This is a genomic window from Weissella paramesenteroides ATCC 33313 (assembly GCF_000160575.1).
Classification (GTDB): domain Bacteria; phylum Bacillota; class Bacilli; order Lactobacillales; family Lactobacillaceae; genus Weissella; species Weissella paramesenteroides.
In genome coordinates, this window is sequence record NZ_GG697128.1 from 256,242 (window position 1) to 273,072 (window position 16,831).

Here is a 16,831-nt window from a genome sequence, read left to right on the forward strand (position 1 = left end):
TAAAAAAATGCGAGCGTCACTAAAATAGTGACGCTCGCATTTTTATAGTATTATTTTTCAACAATGATTAATTGTTGCTTGCCTGATTGACTGGCATTTTCTAACCCAACTTCTTCAATTATTTCAATTAACTGTTTATCGTTGCGTGGAATAACTAAAAACTTCGTAAAACCTAGTCTATCTGGTGTCTCGGTTTCATAATACTCTGTTTCAATTTGTGCATCATCCCCCACAATAATCCAAACATCCTTAGCTATGTGACGTCTTTTTCCCATCACATGCAAAACACCTTCACGAATATGGAGTTCGCTACCATCAACTGTTTCAATATATTTCATAATGGGCACCCTGTTTTCCAAAAAATATTCTGAGTAGACAATACACTACTTAAATACCTGCTTATTAACGACTCGCAAATGATCATCCAACGTATAAATAATAGGTTTAGCATTTGGTACATCAATTTGATCCAATTGATCATCAGCAACCTGATCCAAGTATTTAATTAAGACACGTAGGCTGCTACCATGGGCAACAATCATTTCATTTCTACCTGCTTGCAAACGTGGCACAATGTTCAAATCCCAATAATTTTTAACTCTTACAAAGGTCATTTTTAAGCTTTCAGACAACGGTACATCTATACCAATGCGATCATAAATCGGTTGATGATCTCTAACCGACAATTGTGGTGGTATATCTTGATAACCGCGGCGCCACTGCTCAACCTGTTGTTTGCCAAACCGACGACGCGCTTCATCTTTATCAATACCTGCTAAAGCACCATAATGACGTTCATTCAATTGCCACGCTTTAAAAATTGGCATCCAGTTGATTGCTAACACATCACAAACTATGTATGCAGTGGTAATCGTTCGCTTTAACAATGATGTGTGCACATCATCGATCTGAATATGCTCTTTATTTAATATTTCACCAGCTTCTTTCGCTTGTGCACGTCCTTTATCTGTAAGTGCTGCGTCGGTCCAGCCAGTAAAAGTATTGTCTTTATTCGCAGTACTCTCACCGTGACGCATCAGGATTAATTTAACCATGTTCAGTCTCCTTAATTTATTGTGCAATTTATAAAAAAGCTTCGATTATTTCGATGGTAAAACATTACCATAATGACTCCATTATAAACGCAACTTACCATTTGTTAAATATGTAACATGCTTTTTAAATTTGTTTTTTGCTACCAAAGTTGTAAGATGAATGCGTGTTGATATTTTATTTATACAACAATGTTTTTGAAAGGAAGTTGGATTTTCATGGAAAGCCAAGTTGTTAGTAAACAAACAAAATATGCCATTAGTGCCGTTGCCTTATTGTCGTTTCTGGGTATTTTAATAGAGACCTCATTAAATGTTGCCTTACCATCTCTTACTCGTGAATTTTCAATATCATTAGGAACAATGCAATGGGTTACCTCAGGCTACCTTTTAATGGTAACCATTATTATGAGTACGACTGGTTTCTTGACTAAGAAGTTTTCTGCCCGCACCTTATTTACAGTTGCCATTATTTTTAATCTAATTGGAACCATTTTTTGCCTACTTGCCAGTGCTTTTCCGGTACTGCTGTTAGGTCGCTTATTACAAGCTATCTCAACTGGAATCTCTACACCACTCATGTATCATCTGGTGTTAACATTAATTCCGCAAAGCAAGCGTGGCGTATATATTGGCTTTGCAGCTATGATTATTTCCTTGGCACCAGCACTTGGCCCTACCTATGGTGGTACATTGACAGCATTTTGGTCTTGGCGAGGTATTTTTATTATTGCGCTATTTTTACTAATAGTTACTGCTTTACTCGGTGAAACCTATATTCGCTTACCGGCCAAAAATACCAACCAAAAATTCGATTGGTTGGGCGTTATCTTGCTAACCATTATGTTTGTTAGTCTGAGTCTAGCATTTGCGGACGCTGCTAATGCTGGGTTCCAAAGTTTGAAATTTGTTTCACTCTTGCTCGCTTTTATTATTTTTGCAAGTTTACTACTTCTTCATCTAAAAAAATCTGAAAATAAAATTTTAAATTTCAGCATTTTGCGTCAGCCAGTAATTAGACTACGCTTAATCAATTTTTTTGTACTGCAATTTATTAACATTGGTATTTCAATCGTTATTCCAATATTCACTGAAGAAAATCTACACTTAAGTGCTTTTTCAGCTGGATTGATTTTATTACCCGGTTCATTATTAGGGGCCGCTGTCTCACCCTATGCTGGTAAACTTTTTGATAGACATGGTAGTTATGTCCCACTGATTAGCTCAAGCATCCTGCTTCTGATTGGTACCAGTCTGTTCTTTGTGACGACCTCAGTTGCAACTGCATTCAGTATCACCACTATCTACATTCTATTACGGGTTGGCTTCAACTTAGGATTCAGCACTTCAATGTCCGATGCTAGTATGCATATCGAATCGGAACTAAATGCCGATTTAAATTCACTATTCAATACCTTTCAACAATTTGCCGGTTCTTTTGGAACAAATGTCTTGGCTGCCGTCATTTCTGTTAAACAACTCGAACATGGTTCAAAGGCGCTGTTAACTGTTCAAGGTACAAAAATAGATTATGCCCTGCTAGTGATTCTAGCTTTGATCAGTTTGGGTACCGTCTTGCTTAGTCGAAAATACAAGACACGGTAACCCGATCAAAATGATAAGTTTGTAAACCCAATGTAAATTTTAACTAAAAGCACGACAACTACTTTGCTTCTCACAAGGAAATTGCCGTGCTTTTAGAATTATTTCTTAAATACTTGTTCACCATCACTTAAAACATACCAAGATTTATATTCAACATCATCTGTTGCAAAAGATTTATGTTCCAAATAATCTTTCGCTTTCAGTACTAGTGGGGATGCATTTTGTTCATTTAAATCGTTTAGGCTGACCAACACAGCACCTAAAGAATCTTGCCCATCAAATTGTGCGACTGTCTCTAATATCTCACCCTCATACTCGCTAACTTTATAAAAGACCGTAATGTGCTGATTCATTTCATAATCTAAATAATGCCATGGGTATCTAAAACTCGTGGTCCCTAACTGATTGACTTTCCTAACCTTCAGACCAGTCTCCTCTTTGATCTCACGGATGATTGCATCCTTTAAAAATTCACCATCTTCCAAACTACCCCCAGGTAAATCAAACCGATTGATATACGGTCCACCATTTTTCTTAATGACAACTAACGCATTGTCAATCGTGATAATACCATACACACCAAAAGCTCGATGAAATTTATCTCTACTCATATATCTCTCCCCACTTTTCTTAAAAATAATATACTTTTGATAGTCTTTAGTACTACTATAAAGCTTATTTAATGTTTTTTTTGGAAAAATACGTTATTTTAAGTTTAAGACAAAAATTTATCACTATAGGAGATGAATAGCTAACTTTTTATGACTACAGACACAATAGATACAAACAAACCAAAACTGAATAAACGAATTTTGTGGGCTGATTATGCCAAATGCTTTGGAATTATCGCTGTTGTGACAGGACATGCAATTAATGATGTTGCTGGTAAAGGACTAGATGTTACTTATAATGCCATTTACTGGTGGCATATGCCTTTATTTTTTATGATTGGTGGCTTCTTCCTTAAAAAAATTAGTCATGATTTCAAAGGTTGGTCTTATTTGCTGGGTCATCGTATTAAACCTTTAGTAATTGCCTATTTTTTAAATGGGGCAATTTTAATTATTCTAAGTCATTTTTTTAGACAGCAATCCTGGGCGTATACATTTTCATACTTTGGGCGCCTAATCTATGGTGGCAGTACCCTAGATGATTATCTGAGTGTATTTTGGTACATGACTACTTATATGCTTGCCATTTTTATGACGACCCTATTGATATCCTTTATTAAAAAAATTTGGTTACAATTTGCCATTGCTATTGGTTCATTTGCACTAGGGGTTGCTCTACAAAACGTCACGTTCTTTGGCAGCACTGATTTTCCTTGGGATGCACAGATTTCTTTACTAGCCGTTTTTTGGATGCTACTTGGCTACTATACATTTAAAATATTTCCAAAAATCAATTGGCGTGCCAAACAAGTTTTTGCTGGTATTGGCGTATTATTCTTTGTTAGCCTACTATACTTGTATGCAACTGGTAACCTTGACTTTGTTCTTTGGCTAAAATCTTCTAATATTCATAATGGACTACAAGCCTTTATTATTCCACCAATTCTATGTTTAGTTGTATTTATCATTTGTGAAGGTCTTGAACGACTCGGTAATTTTGCACCACTAACTTTTATTGGTAAAAATACAGACATCATTATGTTTTATCATCGGGCAGCTTTTGATTTAACCACTTTGTCCGTCTTTACAAATAACTGGTATTTTAGAATTATTATTGGACTGACGGCACCAATTTTACTAGCTTGGTTACTTCGCAAGTTTAAGGACACTGAATTTTATTTTAAGTGGCAACAACGTGCTGAAGAAAAGAAAGCTGACCGTGTCAAAATCGGTTTACCTGTCACGATTGGCTTATCTGCTCTGGGCGTCGTGTGGGCATTTTCTTCTTATCAACAACAATCACAAACTTCTAAGAACTATATCATGTCAACTACGCCGACCATTTTTATGCACGGTTGGTCAAGTAGTTTGCGTGCTGAACAATCTTTCATCAAGATTGGTACAGAACAAAATATTGTGACTGAAGAAATGGTCATTCATGTTACCCGCGATAATAAGCTACAAGTACAAGGTCGATTAACTGGTAATAACGACAATCCAGTTATTCTGGTACAGTTTGATAATAATCGCGTTGGTGAAGTACGTTATGCACAGGGACTTCATCGCATCGTTGCTTACCTAAAGAATAGGTACAACATCAAAAACTTCAATGTTGTTGGTCATTCAATGGGTGCCTATGCATGGGTATATTACAGTATGTATTGGGGTGCTGATCCAAACCTACCAAGACTTAATAAAATGGTTGTTTTAGCAGGTCCTTATAATGGTATTTTAGACAAGGGTCATGCAAATCAACCAACAAGTGGTAATTTAGCTAATCTTTGGGATGATGCACCTCATGAAAATTCACTAAATAAGGCTGGTCGCCCCAAGATTATTCATGAAGAATATCAAACATTACTTGCACGCAAACCTAATTTTCCGACAAACACCCGTGTTCTAAATATCTATGGTGATTTGAAGGATGGTACTGCTTCTGACGGATTGGTAACCATTCAATCAGTTAAATCATTACGATACCTAGTCTCTGATAGAGCGCGTTCATATCAGGAGTTCGAAGTTAAAGGCGAAGGTGGTCAACACAGTCGATTACATATTAATAATCCTGTCGTCAACGACAAATTAACCGATTATTTATGGGGTAAGTAATCCTTGCCTATTTATGGATAAAAAAAGATGATGAACTGGTTATTCTACTAGCTCATCATCTTTTTTAATTTCTCAAATGTTTGGCAGACTTAATCACCCCGCATGACGCCAATCTCGATCCATTAACATACGTGCGACAATTAGTCCTAATGGCAGACATAGCACAATCATCATTGCTGAAACAAACCACTGTGCACCATTTGAAATATTACCAACACCAATGTAATACATTGCGCGATACATATATAAACCAGGCACCATAATAACAATTGCGGGCACCGTTAGTGAAATACGTGGGTATGCCATTCGTTTATGAAATAATGACGCTAATATACCGGCTGTTAACGCGCCAATAAAGGCTGCTGCAGCTGCTGGCAATGGTGTCAAGTCAACTAATTCCAAACGAAGTGTATTGGCGACTGCGCCAATCAACCCAGCCGTTGCTGCCATTTTAACTGGACTATTAAACATTACGGAGAAGCCAAAGACACCACAAAAACTTGCTGGAATTCTAAATAAACATATCAACCAAGGTCCCAGTCCTAACGGCAAAAAGCTATCTGGTTTTAAATCACTAGCCAATGCAACTAACCAACCAACTAGGGTTGCAATGACTATGATTGATATAGCATGTATCAAACGCTCAATGCCAGACCGCATATCTGATTTCGCTAAGTCTAAACCACTTGTAATAAATGGAAAACCTGGAATAGCAAATAGCATCGCCCCAATATAACCAGCCTCATGCGCAACATTGATATGGAAAAGTAATTCTAATCCTCTTGAAAAAATTAGATAGGTCAAGCAAGCTACAGCCACCCCAGCAGCTAAACCAGCAAACATGGTCAAATGTTTGCCATTCATTTTAGCACGGGTATAATTACCCAGACCTGCACCAAAAAAAGTACACAACATCTCTACTGGACCACCACCCAATAAAAACACGAAGGAACAACAAGCCAATGCAGCAGCTAATCCCAGTAAGATGGGCGTGTAATTCCCTTTTTTGGCATCAATTCGATCTAATAACCGATGAACATCTTTTAACTTTAAAAAGGCTCCTTCATTTTGAAACATGGTGACAAATTGCTGCATATTTGTCAGTTTATCAGTATTCACACCACTTGATTTTAATGATAACGACTCTGTATAGCTATTCACATCATCGAAACAAGTATACGAAATTGAAATTAATCCAATATCTGCTGAACAATACACTTTTAAAATACGTGCCATTGTATTCATTGCTTCACGTACTCGCCAGGCACCAGTACCGCAAGACAACATAATCAAACCTACCCGGCCAACAATAATTGTTTTTTCCTTTAAAGAGGCATTAACTACTAAATTATTAGCCTCTTTATCGGCAAGTTCTCTCCAAGGAATTTGCATATGATTTGCTACAAGCCCATCATTTGTTTCTACCATTTTTTAAAACCTTCTTTGCTGTACATCACTTTTTCAATACTTTTCATTGTAACATAGCTCCTTTACATCAACTGTATTTCTTAATCGTTTCATACTGAATGTAATTATTTGCAATAAAAAAAATGAACATCTACAATATAGGTGGAGATAGTGATGTAATTATCAATCTCACAATGACACAGTTTAGGAGGAAGTTATTATGGCAAACGAGTTATCAAACCGATTTAATGGTATGTTTCATGATTGGGATCACTTCTTTAATGATTTTAATCATCTAATGCCAGCATTTAGTGCTGAAAATCAGCAGTTGAAGAGTGATGTTGTAGACCTAGATGATCATTACGAAGTATCAATTGATGTTCCTGGAATTAATAAACAAGACATTAATTTGAATTACCAGAATGATACGCTAACAGTTACTGCTACAAGACACACTTCTAACACTGAAAAGGATGACAAGGGTAATGTGATCACTCGTGAACGTACGGCAGGACGTTTACAACGTAGTTACTATTTACCAGCTGTTGAGCTCGATAAAATAAAGGCACAAGTCAATGATGGTGTCTTAAAGATAACACTACCAAAGTCAGAAACTAGTCATAACCAACGAATTACGATTGACTAGTACTACACTATTAAATTAAAGAAGCTGATGCATATAATACATGCACCAGCTTCTTTAATTTTATCTACCAATCAATTTTTCCAGTGAGGCAAGATAGCCATATTGTTCATTAATCTTAGCCAATAATTCATCATCATGCGTATGGGCTACACCATCAAACAGGATTTCTTGGTACAAGTTTAAGTATGGTAAAGCGGCTTCTTTTGCAATGACTAATTCTTTTTCTAAATCATAGGCCACTTTTCGGAAAGTGACTTCAGCCAAACCAGTATCATCAATTGTCAGAATCGCGTATTGTGCTCGTCGATCAGCATTCAAACGACCATGCTTAAAAAATGGTTGACCAACCGATCCTGGATTGATCACCAATTGATCTTGACTACTGTAACGTAACATTTGATGATGAACATGACCATACACTGCAATATCAATAGTGTTGTCTGAAAACAATTCATCAAAATGAGTTGTATCTGCGTCTGCTAGTAGCGCTGGTCCAGAATTGAGTGTATTTAGATTATGTGACAAATTAATTGTTAGTCCATTAACCTTTTTAATTGCATGAATTGGCAATGACGCTAACTTTTGCTGATAATTGCTTTTTATGTGATCAGCAACATATTGTCCAAGTACACCAATATAAACATCAGATGGATCATCGAGATGATTGCCAACGATGTTCCGCTGCACATTTAAAAAGCAATCATCCCAGTTCCCTCTAATATAGACTGATGTATCGATAGATTCTAATAACTCAAATAGTTCATTGGTCGCAGGTCCTGGCATAACAAGGTCACCCAAAAACCAGCAATCATCAACTGCTTGCTTAGATAAATCAGCTACCACTGCTTTGAGTGCCGTCACATTACCATGAATATCTGACAATATTGCAATTCTCTTCTTCATCTCTCATTACCCTTTTCCAACTTTATTTCTTTAACGGTCCTTTGGCTGCCTGTTTCAGACCTTGATTGATTGTTTCAGCGTAAATAACATCTCCTGAGTGTCGGCCTGCGAAATGAACACCATCAGTACCATCAAAAACTTCTGGATGTTGTTGCGCCATCTTTTGCCAATCGGCAATGGTTATGTAATTATACTTTTGCGGTAAAGTTCGTTCAAAGTCTGCTAATTTTGATGAGTTCCACGTGGCGTCTGCTCGACGATCGTAAGGTGTCACTAAAATTAACCGATGTCCAGGTGCTAAATCAGTAATTAATTTTTCTAACTGTTCCTGACTACCAGGTAGCGCATTAGTTCCAATACAGATAACTACATTCTGTCGCAAAATTTTATTTGATTGCGCCCGCATCATAACTTGGTATGCTAGATCCATTGTCCGATCACCAGCAGCATCAACTGTACTATCCGCAACATTCTTTTGCAAATAATCACGTGTGCCTAATGTAACACTGTCCCCAATTATAGAAACACCTTTCGGAATTGTCGCAATCTTTTTATCTTCTGCTTTCTGTGCCTTTGCTTGTTTTTGTTGTTTAATGGATGCTGCAACAATATCTCGCGTCGTATTTAAGTTATCGCGAGCTTGGTAAAGACTCCCCACCCATAACCGTTGTTCCAAACTTGTTAAATTTGGTGCCGAGTGAATTGTATATCCTGTAACGCCTAACAAAACGATGGCTATTAGTACTAACGCCGACTTTAGTTTAGGAATTACTGTCGTTCGTTTAATGGCATGCGGTTGTTTGCCCGCTAATATTGGTTCAATAATATAGTAAGAAATCGCTGAACATGGTACCCCAATACCAATGGTTAAAATAACTGCCCAAAATACACTCGTTATTTGTGAAAAAATAACAAATAATGGCCAATGGTACAAATACATACTATAACTAATATCTGCAATAAAGGTTGCCCACTTAGGTTCACTAATGCTTGATGTCAACTGATGTAATGTGCGTGCTTTGACAATAGTAAAAGCTGCAACAATACTTGCAAATAAAATTCCCCCTAAATAAGTCAGTTGGCTATCAAATTTTAGTAAATAGCCAAGAATACCTAGAACAATAAATGCACCGAATAATGTACTTATCGTTGGTAGCAATGTTGCCTGTTGTAGCTTCTTATTAAATCGTCTAGGAACTGACTGAATACCAGTAAATGTCGCTGTTAATGATCCGACGAAAAACGGAAAACAGTGTGTCAAACTTGAAAAATAAATGGCAGAATAATCAGTTAAATTAAAACTACGTATGCCCATCATCACAACACTGATAATAATCACTAGCAATGATAATACTGAAAGTCTAAATCGAAAGGATTTCAAAGCTTCGCCTTGACTTAAGGAAGAACGTTGTAGTTTTCTCGCAATTAGCGCAACTACTAACCCCCATAAAATATAAAAATGCATTTCAACTGCTAACGACCAGGTATGAACAAATAAATGAGGAATAAATTTACTTTCGTAACTACCACCAGTCGCAATTTCAAAATAATTTGTCGTAAACCCAATCGCTGCCGCAACCTGTTTCCCCAATCCCGTAATGTAATCCGAACTTACAAAATATGTAAATGGTATTACTACCAAAACCGAGAGTATTAATGGTGGCACAATGCGGTTAAAACGACGTTGATAAAACTTTATCAATTTAAATTGACGTGACTTTGAAAATTCATCGATCATCAACGCCGTAATCAAAAATCCTGAGAAAGTAAAAAATATATCGACACCAATGAAGCCACCCGTGTAGGCATTGGAAAAGAAATGATAGGACAATACCGCTAATAAACCAGCGATTCTTATGAAGCTAAACCACTTAATGCGCATTGATCAATTCCCCCTTTTTAAAGGTTGCTTGATAACTTTGTTTGTTCACTTTTAAAATACCGTGCCCATCAGGTAAATTTTTGTTAAACTTGCCATCAAATTCCCAATGATCGTGTGAAATGAATTTCCCATTGCCACTAAATTCCCCATTAACAAAATGCCCAACATAACGATCATGATTTTTAAAGTTTACTGTTCCTGACCCATTAAATTTATGTTTAAACAAGCCGCCCTGATAAACAATCCCCCCGTTGTCTAATGTCAATTGCTGATGACGCTGTTGCTTGTCAGGGGTCAAACTATATACTGCTGCAATTAACAAAATAACAACAACTATGACTTGTATGATGTTTCTTGTTTTCATAAATACTCCTTAAGCGCACCGTCACTTTATGTTAATAATAAGACACATCATGTAGCTTGCATAGTCATTTTGAATTTTACCTAAGAATTATTTAAAAAATATTCATTCAATAACACATTTTATTGCTACTAAATTAATTAAAGAATGCCTAAAAAAAGCAATAATTATTATCTCTGAAAAGACAACAATTATTGCTTTCTATTTATTAAGATGTTTGACTAATCAAACAGTCTATTAGTAGATTTCCCACCACTTCTTCTTAGAAGACTTTCCAATTCCAGGGTTGAAACTGTTTGTTGGGTCGTTCTTCTTGTAGTGTTCAATCAATGCAGGAGCTGCTTCATACAAGTGACCAACGTTGTGCTCAGCTGGATAAATGGCACCACGCTTGTCAAGCAACTTCAACATTTCCTTCTTTAATTCGTGACCATCCACACCTGGCTTCAAAATGTAGTCTTGGTGCATAACGTGATCAAGGAAGTGACCGTAGTACAACTTGTACTCAATCTTATCTTCAATTTCCTTTGGTAGGTGCTCGAACCAGTCATCATCATTACGACGTAGCGCAATATCAAGTGGCAAGATATCAATTGAATCTTGCTTCAATTCTTGGTAACGAATTGCAACAGAAGCCGTTACGTAACGGTGCAATGATGCCTTATTCGTTTCATCAGCGTTAGCCTCGAAGAAGTCACCCTCTTCTTCTTTGAAGAATTCAGTCAAGTATGCACGTGCTTCATCAATACCTGCACCTGACATCTTCAATTGCACATAGTGCTCAAAGCGGTTAGCATAATCTTCGATACGCTTTGGCAATTGGTTAGGGAACAAGTGCCCTGCCTTTTGCAAGAAACGATCTGGGAAGTATGGCTTAAAGAATGGCACATGCCCTAGAATACGTTCTGCAGATGCTTTCATACCGAACATTGTTGGCAACATGCTTGTTCCCAACTTATCGATGACCATCAATGAATCCTTACCGTACAATTTTGCCAAATCATAAGCTTCCTTATGCATGTACTCACCTGATACAGGCAAGTTCTTAAATTCAGACAAAATGTGACGACGCATCTTTTCCAAGACGGCTGGTGAATTTGTTCCAATGTAGAATACTTGTGATTCACCTTCTGATGGATAAGTATCCAAACGAACAGCAAATGTGGCAACCTTTCCAGCAGCACCTGATGCTTCATATAATCCCTTAGGATCAGCATTGTAACGTGTGGGTAAGTCTGAATCTACATCACGAACACGCTTCTCGTAATCACGGTTGTGTCCAACACGCTCATCAGAATTTGGTACATTATTCAAATCGAAACGACGATTTGCAAGGTTATCCAAAATTTCTTCTGGTGTTTCACCAAGGTCAATACCCAAGTGATTTACCAAATGTAGTTCATCATTTTCATCAATACGTGCATACAATGCCAATTCAGTATAAGCTGGTCCACGTTGAATCAACGCACCACCTGAATTGTTGTTAATCCCACCAATAACTGATGCACCCAATGTTGATGAACCGATAACTGAATGTGGCTCACGATTTAATGGTTGTAATGACTTTTCCAAATTAAACAAGGTTGTTCCTGGGAAGGCAATGACTTGCTTTCCTTGGTTAATTAGTTGTAGATCTTTAATACGGCTACCCTTCACAATAACTGCATCACGATCATAACCTTCTGTTGGCGTTGATCCCTCAGTCAAACTAGTATTTGAAGCTTGCATGATGATAATAATATTATCTCTATGCAAAACCTTCAAAACTTTCCACATTTCAACAAGGGTTCCAGGCATAACAACCGCTAGTGCCTCTCCGTAACCTGAACGATATCCTTTACGATAACGTAATGACTTAGCCGCGTTAGTCACAACATGGTGACTACCAACAATGGCCTTTAAATCCTCCACTGTAGACATAAAACTAACCTACCTCCTAAAGTTGTACAATCTATACTCTAATATACCACTTTTCTGCGCTTTTAAAACGATAAAATTATGAAATTCAGCAACCCATAATTGTACTATTTTTCACAATCAAAGGTCAATACCTTCTGACGTTTATTTTTGAGATTGTCATTTAAAATAACAAAGTCCACTTTAACATATATTGTAAACGCTTCCAATAGTTTTTTGTATAAAAAAGTGTGACATGCTTTGACATGCCACACAATCTATTTTTTAACTATTCACAACATTTTGTGGATCATTCTTTAAATAACCCTGAATATTTGCCACGACAATGTCCAATAGTCGTTGTCTAGTTTCTAACGGTGCCCACGCAATATGTGGTGTTAAGTAACAGTGCTTTGCTGTTAACAAAGGACTATTATCACCAATTGGCTCTTGTGTTGCAACATCCAAAGCTGCATAAGCAATCTGACCACTATTTAAAGCAGCAGCTAAATCGGCATCATTAATCAACTTACCACGCGCAGTATTGATTAAAATCGCAGTGTCTTTCATCTGTCCAAGTGTGTCAGCATTAATAAACTCCGACATCTCTGGTGTAAATGGCACGTGCAAACTGATAATGTCTGACTCTGCGTATAAAGTTTTCAAATCAACTTGCTTGATTGCTTCATCAAAGACTTCTTTTGGTTGATGATTGTAAAAAATAACCTGCATATTAAAGGCCAACGCAATCTTAGCGACTGCTTGTGCAATCTTGCCAAAGCCAACTAACCCTAACGTTTTACCTTTTAATTCCATCAATGGCGCGTCCCAAAATGAGAACCGACCAGCTTTTGCCCATTCGCCTTCATGCACCAGATCATCATGTTGCTTAACTCGACTAGTAACAGCTAACAACAACGCAAACGTAAATTGTGCAACGGCATCCGTACCATAAGTCGGCACATTCATCACAGCAATATGCTTAGTTTTCGCATAATCAACATCAATATTGTCATAACCTGTAGCCGTTTCAGCAATTGCTTTTAGATCAGGAGAAGCATCAATAATATCTGATGTAATTGGAACCTTGTTAACCAAGGCAACGTCTGCACCTGCTAAACGCTTGATAATTTCGTCTTTATCATCATATGGTGTCGCATCATAGACAACAACCTCACCAAATTGATCTAAAATATGCCAATCCAAATCCCCAGGGTTCAAGCCTAACCCATCTAAAACTACAATTTTCATAATTACCCCCAAATAGTAATATTTTTGTATGAATATTATATCATACAAGATGCGTTAATTTGCTGGCAACGTGCTGATGTTCGTCAAAATTGGAATTAAACTTGTAAAAACAAAAACACCCAAAGTCATTTATACCTTGAGTGTCCCCGTGTATTATTTATACCGCAATGCATAATATTAATATCACATTACTCATCTAAAAGAAAATACCATTACCAACTATAAAACTAATAATTGAAACGCATAAAATCAATGACAAGCAGATGGCATGAAATACCTTGTGGTTTGCTAGTAGCGCAATATATTCTCTAATGAAGGCATTAGGAATAAAGAATCGACTAGTTTTTGCTCCTAGTCCATCAATTTGTAAACCAACTAATCGTGCATACCCTGCTGCTCTGAAAGTATGATAATCGCTGGTTGCAAATAGTCCATTTGCCAGGTTCAAATCTCGCGCTTGCAAAATTTTCTTTGAAAATAGCATATTTTCATAGGTCGTTTTCGATTGATCTTCAATTAACACATGAGATGATTGCGCACCATGCTGTTTTGCATATTCAGCCATTGCTACTCCTTCAGGCAATTTTTCGTCGCCTCCTTGCCCACCTGAAAAAATTAGCCATGGATAATAGCCAGTTTTTTCAAACTGTTTATTGGCAAAGTCCAATGCAATTTGAATACGGGAAGCAAGTAATGGTGAAACATCCTTACCATTTAGTAACCCTGCACCCAAGACAATAATATAATCTTGGTTGTACTTTGGTCGATATAATCTCGTCAAAATAAATGACGTAATAAATGCCAAGAACCAAAAAACTAAATATAGGATAACTGGTTCAACTAACGTAATATACAAGCCAACCGCTTGATCACTCAGTAGCTTACTATCAATCGCACGCATGATTGGCAAAACAATAATGATCAAAATACCCAAAAGTAACGTTAGCATATTACCCAGCGTATGGCTTTCTCGACGCCATACGGTTAGTGCATTCCACAATAACAAAATACCCAACAATGAATACAAAACTGCCAGTGGAATCAAAATAATCACAAAAATTGCATAAAAAATGACCCTTAACCACTGAATGTTTAGCAATTCAATCAGAAACATTAACGTCATACCAGTTAAAACCACTGAAAAGTTTGCTAAGACACCGTTTAGTAACCGAAATTTATTTTGCCGCATACTGAGTATCAACAATGTGATACAGATTACAGTTAATAGCAACAAAAATAGTAAAGGAAAACTAGCTGTATCTTTTACAATAGACATTCCTGAAACACCTCCTATAATTTTATGCTTGATGCATACCAAGATTATACAAAAAGAGTTTGATGTTGACTACTAAATTATGTGACAAATAACTTGTATGCGTTACATGGTAACGTTTTTATGATATTCTTAATTAAGATTATTTCGAATAAAGAAAGATATAGACTTATGAAAAAGAAAATTATTACCGTCATCGCAGGCATTATTGCCATTATCCTAATCGTGGTTGTTTCAGATCATTATCAAGGTACAACTGGCAGCAGTGATAACACCGCTAGTTCTCATAAATGGACCAAAAAATCATTTGACCAATTAAAAGTTGGTGACTTTAATGAAACTGGTAAAGGCGGTTCAAGCTACGAATCTATTGTGGCAAAATATGGCCGCCCAGATAAAAAATCTAAGACAAAAGCTGACAACCATATCTTGACGGTTGTTTCTTGGAAAAATATCGCTGGTGACTATACTGGTGTCACACTAACATTTATGAGTCAAAAAGATAGCTCGAAAACGGCCAAGTTGACTTCTAAAACTCTGTTAGACTCAAAAACAATCAACCTAGCGAAAAAATGGACGATGACTACTTATAATGCAGTTGAACTTGAAGACAAGAATGACCAAGAACATGCAGGTGATTCATTATCTAGTTTAACTAGTAAATATGGTAAACCTGCTGTCCTCACCATCGCCCGAATTAATGGTAAAGTACAGACTAACGCCGTCTGGCATAACACTAATGGTGGTGCCAACGGTACTGTGTCTATCGATTTTTCATCTCATAATACTGCTGTTGATAAATCACAAGAAAAGTTACGCTAGTCAATAAAAAATAGGTTTGAAACTCATTTTAAGTGAATTTCAAACCTATTTTTATTTAATCAAAGAAATTACCATCCGCAATATCAGCAAGTGTATCTCTTGATGGAATAAAGAATAATTGACCGCTTAGCAGTGTTGAAAACGTTAGTAGAAAATCCGACTTCTCTAACATTTGGACCAACATCTGCTTTGTAACCTGCCAATGTCTAGCATAACCGATGAAATAAGTTCCCGTATAATCTAAGGCTGGATCAGAAAATGGTACATTCATGCGAATAATTTTCTGCTCTTCACCATCAATTTCTAGTTTAGAAGCTACATTATGCGCATTCTCAAGTTTGTCCTCATCATCTAATTCCATATCATCAAATTTATGACGGCCAACTGCCTTTTCTTGGTGTTCCACAGACAGTTTTTCCCAGAATGCCATGTCATGTTGCCATTTTTGAGCAAATGCATAAGAACCATTTTCAAAATCTGGGTCTTCATCCCCAATAATTGCATAATCGGCAGCATCCTCAATTGCTGGTGCTTCTGTCCCATCAATAAAGCCAATAATTGCACGCCCCTCTAAGTAACGGAACCCTTTTGTTTCATCAAGCACCGTTGTCACTGGTGATAACAATTTCATAAATTGACGAACAATTTCGTAGACAACAGCCTCTTCACTCGCCCGAATATGCAAGAAAATGTCACCATCACTGGCTGGCATACTATATTCGGCACCAGTTAATGTTTGATAAGTCTCTAATTCTTTCGGTTTTTTAGCATTAGGAAATAGGTAATCCCACGCCTTATTACTAAATCCAATGGCAACTTGTAATCCAGACTCAGGGTTACGAATACGCATTGATCGAATAATCGACTGAGACATATCAGCAAAGGTTGCAATATGTTCCTGCTCATCAGCTAAATCTTGATGGTTTAATGCCAAAACAATAAATGAAACATTTTTGCCTGGATCTTTCCAAACATCTTGTGCTAAATTTGCATTAAACATTTTATTCCTCCAA

15 protein-coding genes are annotated in these 16,831 nt (G+C 36.9%); 4 read left to right on the top strand and 11 right to left on the bottom strand.

The window, feature by feature from the left end:
• Positions 1-50 precede the first annotated feature (50 nt).
• Together HMPREF0877_RS01205 and HMPREF0877_RS01210 are read right to left on the bottom strand one after the other, a co-directional pair.
• Positions 51-338 (bottom strand): hypothetical protein, encoded by a 288-nt coding sequence (locus HMPREF0877_RS01205; RefSeq protein WP_002827290.1) that lies wholly within the window; start codon positions 336-338, stop codon positions 51-53.
• 45 nt (positions 339-383) lie between these two features.
• Entirely contained in the window at positions 384-1,055 is a 672-nt protein-coding gene (locus HMPREF0877_RS01210; RefSeq protein WP_002827291.1) for a 2,3-bisphosphoglycerate-dependent phosphoglycerate mutase, read from the bottom strand.
• 216 nt (positions 1,056-1,271) lie between these two features.
• Between HMPREF0877_RS01210 and HMPREF0877_RS01215 the strand changes: the two genes are divergently transcribed.
• Entirely contained in the window at positions 1,272-2,657 is a 1,386-nt protein-coding gene (locus tag HMPREF0877_RS01215) for an MFS transporter (RefSeq protein ID WP_040760192.1), read from the top strand.
• Positions 2,658-2,755: 98 nt separating this feature from the next.
• Here the strand turns inward: HMPREF0877_RS01215 and HMPREF0877_RS01220 are convergent, their stop codons facing one another.
• Positions 2,756-3,268, bottom strand: a complete 513-nt coding sequence (locus HMPREF0877_RS01220; protein WP_002827293.1) for an NUDIX hydrolase — start codon at positions 3,266-3,268, stop codon at positions 2,756-2,758.
• A gap of 150 nt (positions 3,269-3,418) precedes the next feature.
• On the opposite strand from HMPREF0877_RS01220, the gene HMPREF0877_RS09935 reads away from it, so the two are divergent.
• Entirely contained in the window at positions 3,419-5,377 is a 1,959-nt protein-coding gene (locus tag HMPREF0877_RS09935; RefSeq protein WP_002827294.1) for an alpha/beta hydrolase, read from the top strand.
• A gap of 93 nt (positions 5,378-5,470) precedes the next feature.
• Here the strand turns inward: HMPREF0877_RS09935 and HMPREF0877_RS01230 are convergent, their stop codons facing one another.
• Positions 5,471-6,805, bottom strand: coding sequence for a threonine/serine exporter family protein (locus tag HMPREF0877_RS01230; RefSeq protein WP_002827296.1), 1,335 nt, complete (start codon positions 6,803-6,805; stop codon positions 5,471-5,473).
• Positions 6,806-7,004: 199 nt separating this feature from the next.
• On the opposite strand from HMPREF0877_RS01230, the gene HMPREF0877_RS01235 reads away from it, so the two are divergent.
• Complete coding sequence (locus HMPREF0877_RS01235) at positions 7,005-7,430, top strand: Hsp20/alpha crystallin family protein (RefSeq protein ID WP_002827298.1); 426 nt, start codon at positions 7,005-7,007, stop codon at positions 7,428-7,430.
• A gap of 60 nt (positions 7,431-7,490) precedes the next feature.
• On the opposite strand, the gene HMPREF0877_RS01240 is transcribed toward HMPREF0877_RS01235, so the two are convergent.
• The 6 genes from HMPREF0877_RS01240 to HMPREF0877_RS01265 form a co-directional block, all read right to left on the bottom strand.
• Positions 7,491-8,333: a metallophosphoesterase family protein gene (locus HMPREF0877_RS01240; RefSeq protein WP_002827299.1), complete on the bottom strand. Its 843-nt coding sequence runs from the start codon at positions 8,331-8,333 to the stop codon at positions 7,491-7,493.
• A gap of 22 nt (positions 8,334-8,355) precedes the next feature.
• Entirely contained in the window at positions 8,356-10,215 is a 1,860-nt protein-coding gene (locus HMPREF0877_RS01245) for an acyltransferase family protein (protein ID WP_002827301.1), read from the bottom strand.
• Entirely contained in the window at positions 10,205-10,579 is a 375-nt protein-coding gene (locus HMPREF0877_RS01250) for an MORN repeat-containing protein (protein ID WP_002827302.1), read from the bottom strand. Before HMPREF0877_RS01250 ends, HMPREF0877_RS01245 begins: the two co-directional genes overlap by 11 nt.
• Positions 10,580-10,813: 234 nt before the next feature.
• Positions 10,814-12,496, bottom strand: a complete 1,683-nt coding sequence (dld, locus tag HMPREF0877_RS01255) for a D-lactate dehydrogenase (RefSeq protein ID WP_002827303.1) — start codon at positions 12,494-12,496, stop codon at positions 10,814-10,816.
• 261 nt (positions 12,497-12,757) lie between these two features.
• Positions 12,758-13,723: a D-2-hydroxyacid dehydrogenase gene (locus tag HMPREF0877_RS01260; RefSeq protein ID WP_002827304.1), complete on the bottom strand. Its 966-nt coding sequence runs from the start codon at positions 13,721-13,723 to the stop codon at positions 12,758-12,760.
• Between the two features lie 196 nt (positions 13,724-13,919).
• Positions 13,920-14,999, bottom strand: a complete 1,080-nt coding sequence (locus HMPREF0877_RS01265; RefSeq protein WP_002827305.1) for a YdcF family protein — start codon at positions 14,997-14,999, stop codon at positions 13,920-13,922.
• 168 nt (positions 15,000-15,167) lie between these two features.
• Here HMPREF0877_RS01265 and HMPREF0877_RS09775 point away from each other — a divergent pair, with 168 nt between their 5' ends.
• A complete protein-coding gene (locus HMPREF0877_RS09775) occupies positions 15,168-15,818 on the top strand; it encodes a DUF3862 domain-containing protein (protein ID WP_050755301.1) in 651 nt (216 codons plus the stop codon).
• Positions 15,819-15,873: 55 nt separating this feature from the next.
• Here the strand turns inward: HMPREF0877_RS09775 and HMPREF0877_RS01275 are convergent, their stop codons facing one another.
• Positions 15,874-16,818, bottom strand: a complete 945-nt coding sequence (locus HMPREF0877_RS01275) for a Dyp-type peroxidase (protein ID WP_002827307.1) — start codon at positions 16,816-16,818, stop codon at positions 15,874-15,876.
• Positions 16,819-16,831: the final 13 nt, after the last annotated feature.

What these genes read in the sequence shown, in the direction of transcription:
- HMPREF0877_RS01215 (WP_040760192.1), top strand. Translation starts at nt 1,272, where the DNA reads ATGGAAAGCCAAGTTGTTAGTAAACAAACAAAATATGCCATTAGTGCC.
- HMPREF0877_RS01275 (WP_002827307.1), bottom strand. Translation starts at nt 16,818, where the DNA reads ATGTTTAATGCAAATTTAGCACAAGATGTTTGGAAAGATCCAGGCAAA.
- HMPREF0877_RS01265 (WP_002827305.1), bottom strand. Translation starts at nt 14,999, where the DNA reads ATGTCTATTGTAAAAGATACAGCTAGTTTTCCTTTACTATTTTTGTTG.
- HMPREF0877_RS09775 (WP_050755301.1), top strand. Translation starts at nt 15,168, where the DNA reads ATGAAAAAGAAAATTATTACCGTCATCGCAGGCATTATTGCCATTATC.
- HMPREF0877_RS01245 (WP_002827301.1), bottom strand. Translation starts at nt 10,215, where the DNA reads ATGCGCATTAAGTGGTTTAGCTTCATAAGAATCGCTGGTTTATTAGCG.
- HMPREF0877_RS01205 (WP_002827290.1), bottom strand. Translation starts at nt 338, where the DNA reads ATGAAATATATTGAAACAGTTGATGGTAGCGAACTCCATATTCGTGAA.
- HMPREF0877_RS01230 (WP_002827296.1), bottom strand. Translation starts at nt 6,805, where the DNA reads ATGGTAGAAACAAATGATGGGCTTGTAGCAAATCATATGCAAATTCCT.
- HMPREF0877_RS01240 (WP_002827299.1), bottom strand. Translation starts at nt 8,333, where the DNA reads ATGAAGAAGAGAATTGCAATATTGTCAGATATTCATGGTAATGTGACG.
- HMPREF0877_RS01210 (WP_002827291.1), bottom strand. Translation starts at nt 1,055, where the DNA reads ATGGTTAAATTAATCCTGATGCGTCACGGTGAGAGTACTGCGAATAAA.
- dld (WP_002827303.1), bottom strand. Translation starts at nt 12,496, where the DNA reads ATGTCTACAGTGGAGGATTTAAAGGCCATTGTTGGTAGTCACCATGTT.
- HMPREF0877_RS01250 (WP_002827302.1), bottom strand. Translation starts at nt 10,579, where the DNA reads ATGAAAACAAGAAACATCATACAAGTCATAGTTGTTGTTATTTTGTTA.
- HMPREF0877_RS01220 (WP_002827293.1), bottom strand. Translation starts at nt 3,268, where the DNA reads ATGAGTAGAGATAAATTTCATCGAGCTTTTGGTGTGTATGGTATTATC.
- HMPREF0877_RS01260 (WP_002827304.1), bottom strand. Translation starts at nt 13,723, where the DNA reads ATGAAAATTGTAGTTTTAGATGGGTTAGGCTTGAACCCTGGGGATTTG.
- HMPREF0877_RS01235 (WP_002827298.1), top strand. Translation starts at nt 7,005, where the DNA reads ATGGCAAACGAGTTATCAAACCGATTTAATGGTATGTTTCATGATTGG.
- HMPREF0877_RS09935 (WP_002827294.1), top strand. Translation starts at nt 3,419, where the DNA reads ATGACTACAGACACAATAGATACAAACAAACCAAAACTGAATAAACGA.